The following is a 16,920-nucleotide window of genomic DNA, read 5'->3' on the forward strand; positions in this document are numbered from 1 at the left end:
GTAATAAAAAAGAGGTAGTTGATGGCTACCTCTTTCAAAAAAAATAATTGCTTTACCTGCGTTCATTGGCCATGTCAAATTCTTTGTCTTTGTCATATGCTTTAATGATTGCCTTTACCAGTTTATGGCGTACGACATCTTCTTCATCCAGTTCTATATGTGCTATACCATCTACGTTTTTCAAAATGCGCAAGGCTTTTTCAATACCGCTACGCATGTTTTTTGGCAGATCAACCTGTGTGGGATCCCCGGTGATAATTGCTTTTGCATTAGCACCGATACGGGTTAAAAACATTTTTAATTGTCCATCATTTGTATTCTGGGCTTCATCTAAAATGATGAAAGCATTGTCAAGTGTGCGGCCTCGCATATACGCCAGGGGCGCTATTTCTATCGTGCGTGTGGTCATATAATAACCTAGTTTATCAGCAGGTATCATATCGTCCAGCGCATCGTATAAAGGCCGCAGATACGGATCAATTTTTTCCTTCAGATCGCCCGGTAAAAATCCAAGATTTTCGCCGGCTTCAACTGCGGGTCTTGTTAAAATAATTTTTTTAACCGTTTTGTTTTTTAAAGCTCTCACTGCCAACGCCACCGCGGTATAAGTTTTACCCGTGCCCGCCGGCCCGATTGCAAAAACAATATCGTTTTTGTCAACCGCTGAAACCATTCTTTTTTGATTGGCGGTACGTGCTCTTACGGTTTTACCGTTGGGGCCAAATACCAATACATCATTGGGGTTACGATCAATAAAGTTGTCTACCACCTGCTGATCATCACCGCCTAAAATCTGTTCAAAATAATTTTCACTCATGTGGCCGTTCTGTTCAATGTATTGAACAATGAGGTTGATTTTTTCTTTGGCATCTACAATTTGCTCGGGAGCCCCGCTCAGTTTTACTTGTGTGCCTCTGCTTAAAATTTTTAAAAGGGGAAATTTCTTTTTCAGAATGTCGAGCTTACCATTGTTAACACCAAAAAATTCAATCGGGTTAACTGACTCGAGGTTGATGATAGTGTCTGTCAATGTACTGTTGGTTTTAAGTTTTCGAATGAAATTGCCTGGTACTTTTAATGCTTTACTGGTTATTCAAATTTACTGAATTGCAACTGACAAAGCCGCCGTTTAGTTATTCACACATTGTTAAAAAAATAAAAATTAATAATGCTGTCATCTATGTTTTACTACAGTAATTATGCCTATTGCAATTACCTGAAGCCCGCCCTTAACAAAACGGTAAAGTGACCATTTATTTTTTGTTTTGATGGAAACAAACCGGCCAGTTGCGGAGAAATAATTTCTACCGGATTACTTTTGTTTGCTTTTATATAATGCTGAACGGCAGACCAGGTTGTAAGATAGCCGGTCAGTTCCTCCAGTGTCCATTCAAATATTATTTTAAATGCCGGGCAATTAATCTCTTTAAATGGAAAAGGAATGGTAGTATAATTTTCATCAACATACTTCCTTTCTTTATCCCAGTATTTACCAATGATTTCAGTATAAAAGTGATTAATTATTTTATCAACCTCATCGTTAATTTTCAGCAGGCCATAGCCCATTACTGCCAGTAAACCACCTGGTTTTAATGTTCTTTTTACTTCATTATAAAAAGCATCAAAATCAAACCAATGAATAGCCTGGGCAACGGTTATCATATCAAAAAAAGCATCGTCAAATTTTGCTTTTTCAGCTTCTGCTACTGAATAAAAAATATTGTTTTGCTTAATCGCATGATCAATTTGCTCGTTACTGATATCAGTAGCATAGACGTTTGTAAAATAATGGGACAGGATTTTTGCCACCTGTCCATTGCCAGTTCCGCAATCCCAGGCATTTTGTTTTGACGCAACAAGCGGTAAAAGAAAGTCATATAGTTCATCCGGGTAGGAGGGCCTGAAGGTCGCATACAAAGCTGACCGAGTGGAAAAATTATCTTTCATGTAAACTATTCATGTTAGTCAGAATAAAAACAATGCCAATACATTTACCGATGCCAGTCTATTTTTAATTGCTTAAAAAAATCTTGTTCTTCAAGCTCTTTTACTTCGCCGGGTTGAAGATTACCCAACGCCAAATCTTCAATGGATAAACGGATTAAACGTTTGCAGCGATGCTTTACAGCAGCCGTCATTTTTCTTACCTGGTGATACTTGCCTTCTGTAAGGGTTATCAGTAGCCACGAGTTGGGCAATCCCTCCTTAAATTCATCTGCCCGGCCAAATAAATTGGCCGGTTTGTCTACCAGTTGCACATCGCAGGCCCCAGTTGTATAATATTCCCCGCCTTTAATTCGTATAGTTACGCCGGTTTGCAGCAACAATAATTTTTCCGGTGTTACAATATTTCTAACCTGCACCAGGTACGTTCGCTTATGGGGTACTTTGCTTTCAAATAACAGTTTGGTTACTTTTTTATTGGTAGTTAAAATCAATAATCCTTCCGAGTCATTGTCCAGCCTTCCAACTGCATGAATGCCTTCGGGAAAGGCAAATGGCACATCTTTTAACAAACCAACTTTGTCAGGACTAACAAACTGCGATACCATGTTGTACGGCTTGTTGATGATAAAATAACGATGTGCTTCCGGCATCATAATAAAGAAAAAATGGTGATCTGTACAGCTGCAATTTCATTTAATTATTCGGGATAAAAATATTTTAAGTCTTGTACATTCAGAAAAAGCAGCATGACTTACCAGTTAAAAATTGGCTTTGTCCTTAATGAACAAGGTTTTATATTCAATTACAGCTTGATGTTCAAATGTAGTATTGGTAAGGGTTTTACGGCTTATTACCATTACCTTTGCAGCCAATTTTAGCAATATGACTTTTGATGATTTAAATTTAAATACGCCGTTGTTAAGTGCGTTGGATGACCTTGGCTATACCAATCCCACCACTATTCAACGCAAGGTTTTTTCCGTTGTTATGTCTGGTGCAGATGTGTGTGGTATTGCTCAAACTGGCACAGGTAAAACCTTTGCTTATTTGTTACCCTGTCTGCGGCAATGGAAATTTACAAAAGATAAAAATCCGCAGATACTGATTATTGTTCCTACAAGGGAACTGGTAGCGCAGGTAGTAGAAGCTGTAAAAGCATTAAGCAAGTACACCAGCCTTGTTGCAGTGGGCGTATATGGGGGCGTAAATATCAATACCCAAAAAGCGGAGGTTGAGAAAGGCCTGGACGTATTGGTGGCTACGCCGGGACGACTGTATGATCTTGCAATGAATGGTGCTTTTAAAACAAAATCCATCCGGCACCTGGTAATTGACGAAGTGGATGAAATGCTGAACCTTGGCTTTAGAACACAGTTAAAAAATATACTGGACCTGTTACCCGTAAGAAGGCAAAACCTCATGTTTTCTGCCACCATTACAGAAGAAGTTGAACAGTTGATGAGCACCTATTTTAACAACCCGGTAAGGGTAGAGGCTGCGCCAACGGGCACACCGCTGGAGAATATTGTGCAGACCATTTATAACGTCCCTAATTTCTATACCAAGGTTAACCTGCTGGAATTATTGCTGGCAACCAATACTGAGATGAGTAAAGTGCTGGTGTTTGTGGCAACAAAAAAACTGGCGGATGAATTGTATGAACAGCTGGAAGCCAAATATCCCGGAACTGCGGGCGTGATACATTCCAATAAAGAACAGAATCACCGCTTTAACACGGTAAAACAATTCCAGGAAGGTAACTATCGCTTTATAATTGCTACGGATATTGTTGCCAGGGGAATCGACATTTCGGAGGTAACGCACGTTATTAATTTCGATATGCCGGAAGTACCGGAAAATTATATTCACCGCATAGGCCGTACAGGGCGTGCAGATAAAAAAGGCATTGCAGTAACATTTGTTACAGAAGCTGAAAAACCCAACCAGGCTGCCGTTGAAGCATTGATGAAATACACAATACCTGTTGCTGACCTGCCTGCAGAATTGATCATATCGGATGTTTTGACGGAAGACGAAAAGCCAAAGGTTTTCATGAAAATCATCCAATTAAAAACACCTGCCAAAGACGCTGCAGGCCCCAGCTTTCATGAGAAATCAGCCAAAAATAAAAAGGTAAATTTTATTGTGAGGAAAAAAGACCGGATGATGAAAAAGTATGGTAAACCAATCAGCCGCGGACAGAAAAAGTAATGGTTTTAAAATATTTTTATGAAAACGAGCGAAGAGGAAACGGCCCATCACCAAAAAAAATTTAAAAATATTACCTCGGAAGAAAAAACAATTACCGGCAGGTATTTTGACCATCGCACCTTTTACAAGTGCAGTTTAAAAGGATCTGTTTTTGAGGATTGCAATTTTGAAAATTGTGTGTTTGAAGAATGTGACTTGTCCCTGATCAAATTGAAGGAAACTGCATTCAGCAATACACAGATCAATGGTTCAAAAGCAATTGGTATTGTGTGGCATGCCGCTTCCAATCCTTTGTCTGTCAACTTTAAAAATTCAAGAATAAGTTACAGCAGTTTTTACGGCAAAAACTTAAAGAAAATGCAGATGATAGATTGTATTGCTGATGAAGCAGATTTCACTAACTGCAACCTTATTCAATCGAATTTTGCCGGAACAGATTTAAGGAATGCGATTTTTATAAACACAGATATGTCTCAGGCCAATTTTGTGAACGCCACCAACTACAGTATCAACCTGCAAAATAATAAAACAAAAAAAGCAAAATTCAGCCTTCCCCAAGCGCTTTCTTTCTTACATAGCCTGGATATTATTTTGGTAGATCAGGAACTGTAAACAATTTAATCCTGCTTTTTGGGAGGAAGATCAAAAGCAACCGCTTCATGTTCAAAATGTCCTTTGTGCGAGCCGTCGCAAAAGGGTTTATTTTTGGATAAACCACAACGGCAAATTGAGATAATTTCTCTGCCACCCAGGTGGTAGACTGCACCACTTTTGTCTACTATTTCAAAATCACCTTCTATCTTAAGAGAGCCGTTATTATTAACGGTAATTTTTGTACTAGCCATGCAGCTGCTGATGTGTAATTAAATGAAAAAAGTTAAACAGAAATTAATACCCCTGAAATAGCATATCCTGCTACTCAATTATGGTTTACCAGTTCTATATCTGGTTTCGATTCGTCCGTAAGTTTTACCTTACCGCGATTCGCTCTTACAATCCTGGAGTAAAGAGAAATTTCTTTATCAAAAAGAAAACGGAAGAATAATTTTGTCCATGAAGTGTGGTAATATAAACTGTTGTAAAACGAAGGAGCGCCTTGCCTGATTTGTGGCAGCTTGTTCCATGGTATAGAAGGGAAATCATGGTGTTCATTGTGATATCCAACATTAAACGCCACTGTATTCAATACACCATAGTAGCTGTATGTTTCCTGTTCGCCGTGTGTTAAATAGTGCTCCTGTATCCATCTTGCTCCAAGTGGGTGCAGACCAACTGAAAAGAAGAAACTCATCAGTAAAAATGCAATTGCTTTTGGCCCGAGTAAAAAAGAGATACCAACCACAAAAGCGATCTGAACAGCCCAGTTTAAAGCTACCCAGCCGTCGAAAGGTTTAATTTCCTTTAGACGGGCAATACGAAAAATTTGAAAAAATGGATAAAATAAGAGCCATATGACCTTTCCAATAAAGTAGTTATTTATCAGTTTAGCTTCCCATTTATTTGGCAAATCACCATCCAGTTCGTGTACTCCCTGAAAAGAGTGGTGCTTGATATGATACCTTTCAAAGGAAACAGAACTTGGAAAAATTTGGGGAATGTTTGCCAGTATGCCAGCCAGCCTGTTGGCTTCCGGCTTTTTAAACAATAGCCTGTGAGCGCATTCATGTATCATCACAAATAAAGCATGATCAGCAAAAGCACCGATCAAATAAGCGGCACCCGCAACAATCCACCAGGATTTGTCGGCCACCAGCCATGCCATAACAATTTGCAGTGCAACCAGGCCGATAATTACGAAAATAGTGGAAGGATTTTTACCAATCAAGTTTCTGATGTCAGGGTGGCTTTTTAGTATTTCCTTTGTCCTGATACGATGGGGTTCAGAAGTATTTGAAAATACAAACGAGTTTTTTTGAGTCATAAGAGAAAAAAATTATACAGGCGTATTATTAATTTAAAAATGTATAAGCCGTCTTTGTGGTCAAACTTGTAATACTTGCGCAATGTAAGTATTTATACGCAATCATATATCTCAAACTGCCATAAATCAACATTTACGCAATAACAAAAAGGAATTAAAAAAGTTCGGTTTTTCAACCGGAACGCAGTGGCAACAACAATAAATTAAATTTTAAAAACGTCTTCATGTGAGTGGGTGCAGAATTTTAACATAAAATATTATTTGATTTAAAATTTCATTGTGCTCTCATTGTATATTTGAACAAAACGAACTTAAAAATATTATCATGGTCATCAGTAAAACCAGGCGTAAAAATATTTTGATCGCAGTTTTGCTAATTGCACTCGCCGGTGGGGGAGTGTTATGGTATCTTTTTACAGAAAAATTTGGGGATACCCGTAAAGAGAAGGCTGATTACACAATGTCAGCGCAGGACCTGATAGCAGAGTTTAAGAAAAGTGACAGTCTTGCTAATAAAAAATATGCAGAAAGAATGATTGAAGTTACCGGGATTGTAACAGCAGTAGAGCCGGCGGATACAACGGTAAACATTAAAATGGCCGACAGCACAGGATCTTATGTTATTTTTGCTTTTCAACAACAGCATCTTGCTAATGCAAGAAGGGTAAAGGCTGGTGATAGTTTATCGGTAAAGGGATCCTGCAGCGGAGGCGCTTACAGCGAAATATTGGAAACGGAGTACATTACTTTTAAAAGATGTGCTATAAGTAAATAAGCATTTAACCATCAAGAAAAATAAAGTACGATGAAAAAAACAACCCTGATTTTTGCACTGCTTATATCCGGAGCAAGTGTATTTGCACAAAAAAGAACAACCACCTCTGGTACAATAAGTTTTGATGCCACAACCAGCCTGGATGCTTTGCCAAGGGCTGAGAATAAAACAGTAGTAGCAGCTTTGGACCCCAAAACAGGCGGAATAGCATTTGAAGCGATTATCAAAAGTTTCTCTTTTGTGAACCCCATGATGCAGGGACATTTCAACAGCGTTAACTGGCTTGATTCAGATAAGTTTCCCACTGCGACTTTCAAGGGGAAAATAACGAATTTGGCGGCTGTTAATTTTAGTAAAGATGGCACTTATCCTGCGGAGGTAAGCGGCGACCTGACTATTCATGGTGTGACTAAAACAATTAGTACCAAAGGAACAATAGTTGTAACAGGCAAAATGATTTCTGCTACGGCAGCCTTTGTTGTTAAAGTAGATGACTACGGCATCACAGGCAAAGCCATCGAAGCTGGCAAAGTGAATAAGGAACCCAAAGTTTCTGTTGCAGTAAGTTTTAACTAAGCTGGATAACAATTAAAAAAGTAAGGCGCCTGTAGACAAAACATGCGCCTTACTTTTTTAAAATTCGTTTTTACAATTGCACGTAGGGGGCTCCGCCAAAAAATTCTTTAATTGAATCTCTTACAATAGCAGTATCTGATAATGGTTTATAAAATGGCAGCATCAGTTTAAACCTGGCAGAATCAGCTTTTAAGATTATTAACTTATGGCCATAACTCGTAAGACGGTTATAAGCTTTTTGAACGGCCTGTTCTGACGAATATTCTTTCAATACAATTTTAAAAGTAGTGCTGTCTGTTTTTGTAACGGCGGGAACAATGGTAGTTACCAATGAATCCTTTTTTGTTGAATCAACTGCCTTTAAAGTTGTAACTGTATCTTTTTTTGCAGGCACCTCAACCGGTATTTCTGTCACCGGTGGTGCTGTTGAAGGTTGCTGAAGAACCAAAAAATAGTATGCTACCATGGAAACCAATAATACACCTGCTATAACCAGGCCGATGGATAACCCTTTATTATTTTTTGAAGCAGGTACTTCGGTTTCATAAGAAACAACATCTTCTTTCTTCTCTTTCGGTAATTTAGGGATATCGCCAATTTTTGGGGTGATCAATTGTCCCGGAAAAAACTCATATATGCCCTGCTGGCTTTTTTGAATGCTGCCAACACCTTCCATAACCAATGGCTTGCCGATGTTTAAAAATTGTTTGGCCAGTATGGCGTAACTTTCTAAATCAGATGATGCCAGTGGCTTTATTTTATTGGTGTGTTCAACTATATAATTTACCAGCTGTTCATCCTGGCCGGTTTTTAAATTATACTCAAAAGAAAAGGCATCGGGAGGCATCACATAATCTTTATCACCCTCGGTGGGTAAAATTACATTGGGTTTTAATTTAATGGTACCAATGCCCTGAAGGGAAACCTGTTTATGAACGTATAAAAACTGTACAATTAACTGTTCTATTTTCAAAATAAAGATATTTGGCTAAAACAAACCTAACTAATATTGCTCAATTAGCAAAACAACAACTTAATTATTGGTTAACTTTGCCGCATGATCAGTGAAAAAGACAAGCAATTTATGACTTATTGGGAGGGGGTAAGGGACAGTGAAAATACTTTTGCCAGTAAGATAGGCCGCGGTTTGCCGATGGCCTTTTTATTTGGTTTGCCTATCATTCTTTCAGTAATAGTTGTGCGTTTATTTGCGCCGGCCTGGTATATGAAGATGTCCGCAACTTCACCAGGAGCATTTATTACAATTATAATTGCAATGATGATTATCATTATTTTTTACGCCTATTTCCGCATGCAGTATAAATGGGAAATGAATGAACAACTCTACAATGAAATAAAGTCTAAACAAAATAAAACACAAACAATCAACTAACACCAATTTAAAAAACATGCACAAAAAGATCTTGCTTCTACTGGTTTTGCCTTTGTTATTGTTAACGGCCTGCAACAAATCATCCTCTTCTTACACATGCAACTATAAGGCGCCTACTGCAGTGGCAAGTGCCACCGAAATTGCCAGTTTAAAAGCTTACCTGGATTCCAACTCTATTACTTACACAGCACACCCGAGTGGAATTTTTTATCACATCACCGAACAGGGCAGCGGGACGGTAACACCAGTCGTATGTTCGTATGTAACCGTTAAGTATATGGGCAGATTACTTACGACCACCACACCATTTGACCAAAATACAACCGGTACTACATTTCAGCTTGGGCAGTTGATTGAAGGATGGAAGTACGGCATTCCATTGATCAAACCAGGCGGTTCCATCACGCTTTACATTCCACCATCACTGGGTTATGGAGCCAGTGGTTCCGGGCAAGCTATCCCTCCAAATTCTAACCTTGTTTTTACAATCGAGCTTTTAGAAGTTCAATAAAAAAATGACCTTGCGCCACGAAGCCATTTCAGTATTTGATATGTTCAAAATTGGCGTAGGGCCAAGCAGCAGTCATACACTGGGGCCCTGGAAGGCTGCCCTGCAATTTTTAGAATCTCTTACAGTAAAAGACCTGCTGCAACAGGTGCAGAATATCGAAGTGTTGTTGTATGGCTCACTGGCGAAAACCGGCATCGGGCATGGTACGGATATTGCAGTTCAGCTGGGCTTGTGTGGTGAAGATCCGGTAACATTTGATGTGGATAATATCACGGCCAAAATGAATGATATCCGCAATATGAAAAAGATATTGCTGCATGGACGCCATGAAATTGAGTTTGATCCCCAGGAAGATATCGAATTTTTAATTACAGAATCATTACCGTTTCATCCCAATGCGCTGAGTTTTTTAGTGACCCTGCACAACGGTTATACCTTTGCCGAAACTTACTATTCTGTGGGTGGTGGGTTCGTTATAAAAGAAGGTTTTTCACCCGATGAAAAAAATGAAACTGTTTTACCTTTTCCAATCAATACTGCCGAAGATCTTTTGCATTGGTGCATACGTACCGGTATGAATGTAAGTGAAGTGGTTATGGAAAATGAAAACGCCTGGCGGCCCGAATCGGCAACTAAACAAGGAATATTGCAGATTTGGAATGTGATGAAAGAATGTATGTACCGCGGTTGCCATACGCAGGGCAATTTGCCCGGCGGGTTATTTGTAAAACGGCGGGGCTTTAATTTAAATAAAAAATTATTGCTGGATCGCAGTTACAACGATTACGATGGCTGGATTGCGGCCATCAGGCAAGGCGGCAATAATTTTAAATACATACTGGATTGGGTAAGTTGTTTTGCCCTTGCGGTGAATGAAGAAAATGCCTCTTTCGGACGGGTTGTAACAGCGCCAACCAACGGCGCTGCAGGGGTAATACCGGCTGTTCTGCAATACTATATTCTTTTTTGTGATGGCAATACCGAAGATAAAATTATTCGCTTTTTACTGACTGCTAGTGAAGTGGGATGCATCTTTAAAAAAGGGGCAACTATCTCTGCGGCGATGGGCGGATGCCAGGCAGAAATTGGAGTAAGCAGTGCTATGGCTGCGGCAGCATTAACTGAGTGTATGGGCGGCACACAAAAGCAAACTTTAATGGCGGCCGAAATAGCCATGGAACATCACCTGGGCCTAACCTGCGATCCCATTGCGGGGCTGGTGCAAATACCATGCATTGAGAGAAATACAATGGGCGCCATCAAAGCTATAACCGCCAGCCAGCTTGCATTGCAAAGCACTCCGGATTATGCAAAAGTGAGTCTTGATGCAGTAATAAAGACCATGTGGGATACGGCCCTGGACATGAATAGTAAATACAAGGAAACTTCAGACGGTGGCCTGGCCATCAATATTCCCATTAGTTTAAGTGAATGCTAGGAGGGTATAGTCCATAGCTTACCTGCTGTTAAATTAGCTGATAAATTTAATTGTATCTGATTAACAATGTCATGCCGGAGCCACAATCTGAATTAATTTCTTTGCGTGGATCAATACAAGAAAGAGGCTGTATGACAATTGCCAATACAGCCTCTTCGAATTAATTGCTCCGGTATGTATTACAATGGAGAAAGATACTGGGCATAAGCATATCCTTCTTCGCCATTGGCTGTCTTAATTTTCCACCAGCTGTCGTCTGTTTTTTCAACAAGTGTAACAATTTCTTCATGTGCAGCCTTACCAACAATAGCGCCTTCTGTAGTGGGGGTACTTCTGATATTAAGATTGGTTGAATCGGTTGTTACTTTTAGCTGAGCTCCTGCATCTGCCTTAATATCAATATTCATCATCAAATCGCCACTTGCCATGTTAGGGTCAATTTTGTTGTACAATGCCCATAGTGCATCATAATCAGCCGTACTTTTTGCTGTGCCGCTTACATGCAACACGCCGTCCTGTTCTGCAACAGCCAGGTTGGCTACACCTATAGTGGTGGCTGATTGTATCAACTCTGCATATTTTTCCTGAAGTGCCATTTTATTATCGTTTTAAGTATATTGTAATTATTTTTTGTCTCCTAACTTACTTACATCAGATTTTACTTTTGCAGCAGCCAGCATCTGCATAATTTTCATCCTGTCCGCTTTGCTTACATCACCAGTCAATACCGCCTTATCTCCCTCAAATGTTACGGTAACACCTTTGATGTCTTTTAAGCCGTCTTTTACTTTTTGCTGAGCTGCAGCATCCAGGGTTGTGGTTAACGAAGCTGGAGGGGCAACTGCCGGCGGCGGTGGTGCGGGGAGTGTGAAATTAGCAACCACAGATTTTACACCTTTTACTTCTTTGGCCGCTTTTTCGCATTCTGTCTTGCACATGTCATCTTTACATTCGCCACCTAATGTTGCTACACCATCGGTTACGTCTACTGTTGCGCCTTTTATCATATCAGGCATGGCATTTAATTTGGCTTCCACCGCGGCTTTAATGTCTGCGTCTTTCGGTTTACAGCTTACAAAGCTTACCGTTGTTATAATGGCAATGGCCATTAATAGTTTTGTCAATTTCATGGTTGTAATTTTTCGTTTAAAATGTATGTTCAAAGAAAGGTAAAAAGAAAGATATTATTATGTTTATTTGACAAGTTAATGGTAATTTTTTATTGGTGCAATAAAAGCATGGATTTTAATAGTATGCGTAACGATATTGTTTATCAGTATTTAACATCAAGTTCTTCTGTCAATTTTTGTACCACATTTAAATTACACATCAGTCCGCGTGTTAGATCGATATATCAACAGCAGCAGGTAAAATTATATGGGCCTAAATGTTGTGGAAACGCCTGCTTTTCTTAAAGTGATTGTATCAATTCCACAGCGTTGCCGGGAAAAAATACGAAAAGGGTTTGTGAATAAGTTGGCCGGCGCAATTGAAACCTGAAAATCATGTAATACAAATCACCAGCTGCATTCAGTTTGTTTAGGGTTAAATATCACTAAAACACCACTGGCAAGTCCTTTGTATCAACGGTTACACTGGCGTTCAATTGTTTTTTAACCAAGGCTGCATCTGCAGACTTTTGTTGCTTCTGCAAACACTCGTATAATCCTTTTAACGCCCAATGATTGTTGGGGTTTTCTTTTAAATCTTCTTTAAAAACATGTTCGGCTTTTCTAAACGAGCCGGATTTTAAAAGTGCTGCTCCCAGGTATTCTCTTGCAGGCAGCAACCAATCCCTGGGTTCATTATAAATCAACTCCGCTTCATTGTCTACCGCCTCTGTAAACAATCGTATGGCCGGGCCGAAATTATTTTCCTGTTCAGCAATAATACCCGCCAGTAATTTTTCAGCCACTTTTGCGGCATCAGCGGGAGCGTTGAAGGGTTGCATTACTACCAACATGTCCCCGGGTAGCATGTTTGTTTGCAACCAGTTTAATTCCTTCTTCGCCCTTGCAATCTCGTTTGTTCGTGCCAGCGCAATACCTTTTGCCCAATGTGCCAAAACACTTGCGTATACATATTTTTCAGGTAAATGGGGTGCATTTAAAACTGCATCCCATTTACCAAAACGGATATCATTAATCATTGGCGTCATATAGATATACTGCATAAAAGTGCCCAAGGGGGCTGGCATGGACATGTAAGTGCTGTCAAAGCTTTCCCTGCACGCAGTTGCACTTTTTGCGCTGTAAGTATAACCTTTGCCAAGCATGGCGCAGGCCGATTGCATATGCAAATTGTGGATTAGATAAAGCGGTGCGCTGTTTGCAACGTCCGGGTAAGCAGCCAGGTATTCTTTATATCCCTTTAACGATAATTCGTTAACCCTGGCGCCTTCATTGTACATCCCACTTCTGATGTAAATGTGTGATGGCATATGTACCATGTGTGAAACAGAAGGCATCATCTTCGCTAACCGGTGAGCGCTGTTTAGCGCACGCTGCGGATTAGCAGATGCTTCAACCGCATGAATATAATAGTGATTGGCACCTGGATGAAGGGGCGATAGCCGCAGGGTTTTTTCGAGTACTTCCAGTATGTGTGGCGTCCATGGTTGGGCGTCACCATTGTCTTGCCAGTAATCCCAGGGATGCAGGTTCATCATGGCATCCGCATACAACGCCGCTATATCTGCATCGTTTGGAAATTGGAGATATGCTTTTCGCATTTCAGTTGCATACAATTGATTTAATATCGTCCTGCTGGTTGTACTATCGGCTGTGTAGCGGATATTCATAGCTTTTATCAGGTCTTTTTCTTTAGCAGTACAACCTTCCGCTAAGACCATCGCTTTGCGTGCAGCGGCGAAAGCTTCCGGAGTTGCGGAATATGCATAGTCATTGATATTGGGACCATAAGCCAGGGCCTGTGCCCACCAAATCATGGCATTCGTGCTATCAAACTGTCCAGCCTTTTTAAAAGAAGCCATAGCCTCAACGATGTGAAAAGAATAATACATGTTTATGCCCTGCTGAAAGAATAGCTGAGCACTGTCGTTTCTGGATGAGATAGGCCATTGGTAGTTGCCCCATCCGTTTAACATAGAAATGCCCTTCGCAAGACTATCGCTATTTAAATGATTCCAGTCTGGCGAACACTGTAAGATGAATATGTTTTTCAACGCCTCATGCCTGGAAATAAATTTCGGTTGACCGGCTTCGGGACGGGGTAAATATTTAAATGCCGATAAAAAGAGTAATCCTGTAAAAGTTATTGCTAACAATATTTTCTTTTGCATGATTTGGTATTTAAAATGCGAACAGCTGTTATTGAATATGTTACCCGTTGAATAAACAAAATACATTTTATTATTTATCATAAAAATAAATGTTTGGTGATTTCATCATTTCAAATCAATTAACCGGGCATGAATTGTTGATAGAAATCGCTGCGGCGCCATAGCAGATCTGACTATCATGCTTTCTGCTTACTGAAAACTTCAGGCCACCGTAGCCAGCCAGTTATCATCAAAAAATTGACTGTTTACGGTTGCCACGTAAAATTGTGTACAGAACATTTATTTTATACACAGGTGTTAAAAACCCTTGGCAATTTCTCTATTCCGCTTTACTTATATTTGCCTTTGTTTAAAAATACTAAATAAATTAGTAGCTTGCGGCCCGCTTTGGTATTTGAAGTATGTAATAGGAGTGCGTTTCGCCGCGGCGGAGGAGACGCAAGATTGCTGATTGGAAAACAACCGTAGGACAAAAAAAATATAATGGCAGAAAAAGAAAAAGTTGCGGCTGATTACAATGAAGACTCTATACGGAGCCTGGATTGGAAAGAGCATATCCGTTTACGGCCGGGAATGTACATTGGTAAACTCGGCGATGGCAGTAGTGCTGATGATGGCGTGTATGTGCTGATGAAAGAGGTTATTGACAATTGTATTGATGAACATACCATGGGGTATGGCAAACATGTGGATGTTACCATTGACGGGAAAACGATAACAGTGAGAGACTATGGCCGTGGTATTCCGCTGGGTAAGGTGGTGGATGTGGTGAGCAAAATAAATACCGGCGCCAAGTACGATAGTAAAGCGTTTCAAAAAAGTGTTGGGTTGAATGGTGTGGGTACTAAAGCGGTAAATGCTTTAAGTGATTATTTTAAAGTAACTGCATATCGTGAAGGCAAAGAAAAGACTGCCGAATTTCAAAAAGGCGTTTTGATAAAAGAACACAAGGAAGTAGTCACCAAAGAAGACAACGGCACATTTGTAACTTTCATCCCCGATGAAACCATTTTTAAAAATTTCCATTTTGTGCAGGAATATTTAGACAACCAGTTCTGGAATTACTGCTACCTCAACGCAGGCTTGGTCATGAACCTGAATGGCAAGCGCTATGTAAGCAAAAATGGCCTGCTGGATTTGTTGCAACGCAAAACGAATGAAGACGAAATTCGCTACCCGATTATACACTTAAAAGGAGAAGATATTGAGCTGGCGCTAACCCATGAGAATGCTTACGGGGAAGAATATTACAGTTTTGTCAACGGTCAGTTTACTACACAGGGTGGTACACATTTAGCCGCTTTCAGGGAAGGTTATGTAAAAACCATCCGTGATTTTTATAAGAAGGATTATGATGCGGCGGATATACGCGGCAGCATTTGCGCTGCCATTTCGGTAAGGGTGCAGGAACCGGTTTTCGAGAGCCAGACAAAAACAAAACTGGGTTCTCAAAATGTGTATGAAGGCGGCCCAAGCATGCGCAACTTCATAGGTGATTTTTTGGGCAAAGAGCTCAACAATTTTTTGCATAGAAACACCGCTACTGCTGAAGCTTTAAAAAAACGCATCGAGCAAAACGAACGGGAGCGGAAAGAATTATCCGGCATTCGCAAACTGGCCAATGAACGTGCAAAAAAAGCCAACCTGCACAACAAAAAATTAAGGGATTGCAAGTTTCATTATAATGACGAGGCTAGCGGAAAAGACAAGGACAATATTTTAGAAAAACAAAAGGAAAGTACCATTTTTATCACCGAGGGCGACAGTGCCAGCGGTAGCATTACCAAGGCAAGAAACGTGAATACCCAGGCAGTTTTTAGCTTGCGTGGTAAACCATTAAATTGCTACGGGCTTACCAAAAAAGTAGTGTACGAGAATGAAGAATTCAACCTGTTACAACATGCACTAAATATTGAAGAAGGTTATGAAACGCTGCGCTACAACAACATTGTTTTTGCTACAGATGCTGATGTGGATGGACTGCACATTCGTTTGTTGCTGATGACATTTTTTCTGCAGTTTTTTCCTGATCTGGTGAAGAATGGCCACGTATATATTTTGGAAACGCCCTTGTTTCGTGTACGCAATAAGCAGGAAACGATTTATTGTTACGACGACACGGAAAAACAGGCAGCAATAAAAAAGCTGGGCAGTAAACCAGAGATCACCCGCTTTAAAGGATTGGGAGAAATTAGCCCGGAAGAGTTTGCCCGTTTTATAAACCGCGATATGAAACTGCAGCCGGTGATGATGTTACCTGATACGCATATTCAGCAATTGCTGGAATATTATATGGGTAAGAACACACCAACCAGGCAGGAATTTATCATCGATAATTTGCAACTGGAAATTGATTTGGTGGAGGATGGGAAAGAGGTGTTGGAAGGGTAGTTGGTTAATTAAAAATTAATAATTAATAATTATTCTAACAACGGTCAGTTCATAAATTAATTGGTGTATGAAAAATGACAACCTCATTCTTGATAAATCATTTCAATTCAGTTTGCGGATTGTTAAGCTGTTTGTTCATTTGAAAGAGACCAAAGTTGAAAGAGATTTGTGTTTGCAATTATTAAGAAGCGGAACTTCGGTTGGGCCCAATGTTGAGGAATCAGTTGGCGGATCATCCATAAAGGACTTTGCACATAAATTGGAGATAGCATATAGGGAAGCAAGAGAAACAAGATATTGGTTAAGACTTATGAAAGAAAGTGAATTACAGGAAAGTAAACTTGCAGAATCTTTTATTAGCGATTGCGAAGAAATAATTAAAATTCTAACAGCAATTTTAAATTCGACAAAATATAAGCAAATGCCGGAAGGATAATGAAAACTTTTTTAAAATTA

18 protein-coding genes are annotated in these 16,920 nt (G+C 39.9%); 9 read left to right on the forward strand and 9 right to left on the reverse strand.

The features are described from left to right. Positions 1-52: 52 nt before the first annotated feature. From QWZ08_RS17970 to QWZ08_RS17980, 3 genes are all read right to left on the reverse strand, one after another. Positions 53-1,030, reverse strand: coding sequence for a PhoH family protein (locus QWZ08_RS17970; RefSeq protein ID WP_290338898.1), 978 nt, complete (start codon positions 1,028-1,030; stop codon positions 53-55). 182 nt (positions 1,031-1,212) lie between these two features. Next, complete coding sequence (locus tag QWZ08_RS17975) at positions 1,213-1,947, reverse strand: class I SAM-dependent methyltransferase (protein WP_290338899.1); 735 nt, start codon at positions 1,945-1,947, stop codon at positions 1,213-1,215. 44 nt (positions 1,948-1,991) lie between these two features. Then, positions 1,992-2,600: a pseudouridine synthase gene (locus QWZ08_RS17980; protein WP_290338900.1), complete on the reverse strand. Its 609-nt coding sequence runs from the start codon at positions 2,598-2,600 to the stop codon at positions 1,992-1,994. 229 nt (positions 2,601-2,829) lie between these two features. On the opposite strand from QWZ08_RS17980, the gene QWZ08_RS17985 reads away from it, so the two are divergent. Further along, entirely contained in the window at positions 2,830-4,158 is a 1,329-nt protein-coding gene (locus tag QWZ08_RS17985) for a DEAD/DEAH box helicase (RefSeq protein WP_290338901.1), read from the forward strand. 18 nt (positions 4,159-4,176) lie between these two features. Then, on the forward strand, positions 4,177-4,770 hold the full coding sequence (locus QWZ08_RS17990) for a pentapeptide repeat-containing protein (RefSeq protein WP_290338902.1): 594 nt from the start codon (positions 4,177-4,179) through the stop codon (positions 4,768-4,770). Positions 4,771-4,775: 5 nt separating this feature from the next. Here QWZ08_RS17990 and QWZ08_RS17995 read toward each other — a convergent pair whose 3' ends face one another. After that, positions 4,776-5,003 (reverse strand): CDGSH iron-sulfur domain-containing protein, encoded by a 228-nt coding sequence (locus QWZ08_RS17995; RefSeq protein ID WP_290338903.1) that lies wholly within the window; start codon positions 5,001-5,003, stop codon positions 4,776-4,778. A gap of 74 nt (positions 5,004-5,077) precedes the next feature. Next, a complete protein-coding gene (locus QWZ08_RS18000; RefSeq protein WP_290338904.1) occupies positions 5,078-6,079 on the reverse strand; it encodes a fatty acid desaturase in 1,002 nt (333 codons plus the stop codon). A gap of 325 nt (positions 6,080-6,404) precedes the next feature. Between QWZ08_RS18000 and QWZ08_RS18005 the strand changes: the two genes are divergently transcribed. Together QWZ08_RS18005 and QWZ08_RS18010 are read left to right on the forward strand one after the other, a co-directional pair. Beyond that, complete coding sequence (locus QWZ08_RS18005; protein ID WP_290338905.1) at positions 6,405-6,854, forward strand: OB-fold protein; 450 nt, start codon at positions 6,405-6,407, stop codon at positions 6,852-6,854. Positions 6,855-6,884: 30 nt separating this feature from the next. Continuing rightward, positions 6,885-7,430 (forward strand): YceI family protein, encoded by a 546-nt coding sequence (locus QWZ08_RS18010; protein WP_290338906.1) that lies wholly within the window; start codon positions 6,885-6,887, stop codon positions 7,428-7,430. Between the two features lie 70 nt (positions 7,431-7,500). Here QWZ08_RS18010 and QWZ08_RS18015 read toward each other — a convergent pair whose 3' ends face one another. Beyond that, the gene (locus QWZ08_RS18015) at positions 7,501-8,403 is read right to left on the reverse strand and encodes a hypothetical protein (protein WP_290338907.1); all 903 of its coding nucleotides are present in this window, start codon (positions 8,401-8,403) and stop codon (positions 7,501-7,503) included. 84 nt (positions 8,404-8,487) lie between these two features. On the opposite strand from QWZ08_RS18015, the gene QWZ08_RS18020 reads away from it, so the two are divergent. The 3 genes from QWZ08_RS18020 to QWZ08_RS18030 are packed head-to-tail and all read left to right on the forward strand — an operon-like array spanning position 8,488 to position 10,772. After that, complete coding sequence (locus QWZ08_RS18020) at positions 8,488-8,823, forward strand: hypothetical protein (protein WP_290338908.1); 336 nt, start codon at positions 8,488-8,490, stop codon at positions 8,821-8,823. 16 nt (positions 8,824-8,839) lie between these two features. Then, complete coding sequence (locus tag QWZ08_RS18025; RefSeq protein ID WP_290338909.1) at positions 8,840-9,334, forward strand: FKBP-type peptidyl-prolyl cis-trans isomerase; 495 nt, start codon at positions 8,840-8,842, stop codon at positions 9,332-9,334. A gap of 4 nt (positions 9,335-9,338) precedes the next feature. Beyond that, entirely contained in the window at positions 9,339-10,772 is a 1,434-nt protein-coding gene (locus QWZ08_RS18030; RefSeq protein WP_290338910.1) for an L-serine ammonia-lyase, read from the forward strand. A 179-nt stretch (positions 10,773-10,951) separates the two neighbouring features. Here the strand turns inward: QWZ08_RS18030 and QWZ08_RS18035 are convergent, their stop codons facing one another. The 3 genes from QWZ08_RS18035 to QWZ08_RS18045 form a co-directional block, all read right to left on the reverse strand. Further along, positions 10,952-11,368, reverse strand: coding sequence for an SH3 domain-containing protein (locus QWZ08_RS18035; protein ID WP_290338911.1), 417 nt, complete (start codon positions 11,366-11,368; stop codon positions 10,952-10,954). A 27-nt stretch (positions 11,369-11,395) separates the two neighbouring features. Continuing rightward, positions 11,396-11,902 carry a BON domain-containing protein gene (locus QWZ08_RS18040; RefSeq protein WP_290338912.1) on the reverse strand — a complete coding sequence of 169 codons (507 nt, stop codon included), beginning with the start codon at positions 11,900-11,902 and terminating at the stop codon, positions 11,396-11,398. A 425-nt stretch (positions 11,903-12,327) separates the two neighbouring features. Next, the gene (locus QWZ08_RS18045; protein ID WP_290338913.1) at positions 12,328-14,073 is read right to left on the reverse strand and encodes a tetratricopeptide repeat protein; all 1,746 of its coding nucleotides are present in this window, start codon (positions 14,071-14,073) and stop codon (positions 12,328-12,330) included. Positions 14,074-14,556: 483 nt separating this feature from the next. Here QWZ08_RS18045 and QWZ08_RS18050 point away from each other — a divergent pair, with 483 nt between their 5' ends. Both QWZ08_RS18050 and QWZ08_RS18055 read left to right on the forward strand, forming a co-directional pair. Then, complete coding sequence (locus tag QWZ08_RS18050; protein WP_290338914.1) at positions 14,557-16,464, forward strand: DNA topoisomerase IV subunit B; 1,908 nt, start codon at positions 14,557-14,559, stop codon at positions 16,462-16,464. A 67-nt stretch (positions 16,465-16,531) separates the two neighbouring features. Then, entirely contained in the window at positions 16,532-16,900 is a 369-nt protein-coding gene (locus tag QWZ08_RS18055) for a four helix bundle protein (RefSeq protein WP_290338915.1), read from the forward strand. Positions 16,901-16,920: the final 20 nt, after the last annotated feature.

It is taken from the genome of Ferruginibacter paludis (genome assembly GCF_030409685.1).
Taxonomy (GTDB): Bacteria; Bacteroidota; Bacteroidia; order Chitinophagales; family Chitinophagaceae; genus Ferruginibacter; species Ferruginibacter paludis.